Raw genomic sequence first — 3,133 nt, 5'->3', positions numbered from 1 at the left:
TGTCATCACCGCAAAGGGCGTGGTGGTGATCCACCCCCGCCGCACCGACTACGCCGAGATGAGTACCGGAATTCCGCACCGCACCGGTCCGCGCAAGGCGCAGGAAAACGAAATCGCGCCGGAGCCGAAAGCAAGCACATAGGATGTCCATACGGATGCCACCGGCCACGCTGCTGTCCGAGCTGTCGAGTGGCGCCTTCGATCACTCGCCGCTTGCAACGGTCACCGTCGAGGGCGCGACGCATATCGTGCGCTACGTCAATTCGGCATTTTGCCGGCTGACGAATAAAGCCAGCCACGAACTGGTGGGGACGGAGTTCTGCGCCCTGTTGCCGGAAACGGCGGAATGCCTGGCGCTGCTGGATCGAATCTATCGCACCGGACAACCGGAAACCCAGCTGAGTTCCTCCGACCGCGATCCCACCCTCTCCTGCTATACGATGTGGCCGGTGATGGCGAACGAACGCGCGATGGGCATCGTGATTCAAGTACTCGAGGCCACCCCGCTCCACGAAAGGACGCGGGCGATGAACGAGGCGCTGATGCTCGGCTCGCTGCGCCTGCATGAGGTCACCGCCGACGTCGCCTCCTTCAACGTCCAGCTGCAGGCGGAAATCAGCGAGCGCGAGCAGCGCGAACGCGACGCCCTGATGCTGACCAACGAGATCAACCACCGGATCAAGAACAACCTGCAGATCATCGTCGCTCTGATCGCCCACGAAGCCAAATCGGCGCCAGCCCCGTGCGTCGAAGGCTACCGGGCCATGCAGGCCCGCATCGGAGCCATCGCCGAGCTCTACGATCTGATATCGCAGACCAGCGCCGGTCAGGCCATCGCGCTGGACGCCTATCTGCGGGAAATCGCCAGGACCATGTCGGAGAGCCTGCTCGAAGCCACCGCGGGCATCGCCATAGAGGTCGAGGCCGAGGCGCTGGAAATCGACCCGGTTCGCGCCGTACCGCTCGGCCTGCTGGTCAATGAGTTGGGCACCAACGCCATCAAGCACGCGTTTCCGCGCGGGAAAGGGCGCATCCTGTTTCGCGCCGCAAGGAGCGGCGACCAGATCGAGCTGACCGTCGCCGACGACGGTGTGGGCATGAAGGACGGGTACTCGGCGCGGATTCTCGAGAAACATGGTTCCGACTACGTGGCGGTCTTCGTGCGTCAGATTCGCGGCACGATCGCCGTGTCCAATGCGGAGGGAGCTGGAACCAGCATCAGAATACGGCTGCCGTTGCGTGTCGCAGCCGACTCCACGTAGGGCGACCCTTGTGGTCGCCCTGCTTCGGCACCCGCATCCAGCCTGTTTCATCCAAGGGGATCGGCCAAAGGCCGGTGGCGAATTAGCCAGGAAAGAGAGCGCGGCCTCGGCCAGGGGACCAGCGCGGTACCACACCCCGGTCGAGGCCGCTTTGCGCCGATCGGCGGATCGAACGCGCCACAACTTTTCGTGACTCCCCGGTGCGATATTGAGACGCGCCGATGTTGCGAATCCAGATTTTCGGTGACGGAATTGGGACCGCGACCACTTGTGCATGTTCACCCGCCGCTCTTCTCCGTCTGGTCGTAGACCAGGCGCGCGACCTGCGTCAGGCGCTCGCGGTCGCTGCCGCCGCTCACGACATATCCAACGCCGTGGTCGGCCCAGAACAGGGCGCCATCCTTATCTTGCGAGGCGTAACGCATCTGTGTCATCTCGTCTGCCGCACGCGCCGTATAGATTGTGAAGCGTTCACCTGAGGCGCTCTCATACATCAGGAACGACGCAGGCCCTGTGGGGCCGGGCAACAGTCGCCCGCCCACGAGCTTCAACCCGGTCGCACCGAGCTCTGGCGCATGCACGTCCCAGCCGCAGCGCTTGGTCAACCATTGCTGCAGATGCGTGAGTTCGCTGCCCGGCACCTCGACCGGATGACGGACCTCGACCACATAGAGCCGATGTGCGTCCAGCGCATCCACCGTGAAATTCTGGAACGTCGACGGCGCGGCAGCCGCGCCGCGCGCCAGCCAGCCGGCGCCGCTGCCGGCGATGAACGCTAGCAGCGTCGCGGCGATGGCGCCGTAGATCAACCGGCGCGGCTGCCGCACCAGCCGCTCGATCTCGAGCCGCGCCGGCACCGGCTCGTCGGCGACGGCGTCGTACCGCGCATGCAGCGCCTCCGCCATCGTGCGCCAGGATTGTACCCGTTCCGCGTCGTCGGGATGGCCTGACAGCCATGCCTCGACGTCGCCGCGACGCTCCGCCGGGAGTTCGTTGTCGACATAAGCGTGCAACTCGTCTTCGGTAACGGGGATCTTCGGGTCGGTCATTTGTCTATTGTCCAAGCTCAATCAAGACTTGTCGGCCGGCCAATTCTGACTGGCCCTCTCCGCAGCGACGGGGGAAGCAAGCCATCGCGGCTCAAACTCGCTGATCCCATCCACTCATCATGGCAAAATGATTGCCGTCATTTTACCCGTCGCAGCGCCGGACGTTCGCCCTCGAGCGCGGCTTTCACATGCGCGCGCGCGCGGGCGAGGCGCGACATCACGGTGCCGATCGGCACCCCCTGGATGTCGGCGACCTCGCGATAGCTCAATCCTTCCAGCATCACCAGCAGCAACACCGAGCGCTGCTCCTCCACCAGCGTCACCAGCGCGCGGGCGATGTCGCGGCCTTCCGCCTCCGTTCCGCTGGCGTCGGGATTGTCATCGCGCAGCGGCATCAATTGCGGCCGCCGCGCCAGCGATCGGCGGCGGTTCTTGTTGAGGTTGGTCAGGATGGTGTAAAGCCAGCTCCTGATGTCGCCACCGAGAAACAGACGCTCCGAGCGCAGCGCCCGCACCAGCGTATCCTGCACCAGATCGTCGGCGATATCGGCATCGCGCGCCAGTGCGCGCGCGTACCGGCGCAGTGCCGGAATCATGGCTTCGACACTTTGGCGAAACGCGGTCATCGACGCCCGATCCTGGGTTGTCCGCCCGCGCTCCTCACATCGGCGACGCGAACGCCCTCGCTGTTATAACACCGAAAAGACGACGCTATTCCGGCGCTCACGAGCGCGGATTTAGGCTGTACCCCGGGGAAGCGCTGGTGTACCTCCAGACCTGACCGGGGTCGATTGGAGAGCCGATGGCGAAAAGTTCGGGGCT

General features: G+C 64.7%; 3 protein-coding genes. 1 reads left to right on the top strand and 2 read right to left on the bottom strand.

What is annotated here, in order from left to right; translation table 11 throughout:
- Positions 1-155 precede the first annotated feature (155 nt).
- Complete coding sequence (locus tag ABSG20_RS33455; protein ID WP_423868718.1) at positions 156-1,262, top strand: sensor histidine kinase; 1,107 nt, start codon at positions 156-158, stop codon at positions 1,260-1,262.
- Between the two features lie 278 nt (positions 1,263-1,540).
- Here the strand turns inward: ABSG20_RS33455 and ABSG20_RS33450 are convergent, their stop codons facing one another.
- Together ABSG20_RS33450 and ABSG20_RS33445 are read right to left on the bottom strand one after the other, a co-directional pair.
- A complete protein-coding gene (locus tag ABSG20_RS33450) occupies positions 1,541-2,311 on the bottom strand; it encodes an anti-sigma factor family protein (protein WP_423868717.1) in 771 nt (256 codons plus the stop codon).
- A 137-nt stretch (positions 2,312-2,448) separates the two neighbouring features.
- Positions 2,449-2,937, bottom strand: coding sequence for a sigma-70 family RNA polymerase sigma factor (locus ABSG20_RS33445; protein ID WP_423868716.1), 489 nt, complete (start codon positions 2,935-2,937; stop codon positions 2,449-2,451).
- Positions 2,938-3,133: the final 196 nt, after the last annotated feature.

Origin of the sequence: Bradyrhizobium sp. (assembly GCF_049512235.1) — a bacterium.
GTDB lineage: Bacteria > Pseudomonadota > Alphaproteobacteria > Rhizobiales > Xanthobacteraceae > Bradyrhizobium.
This window is presented reverse-complemented; position numbering and strand designations above follow the sequence as displayed.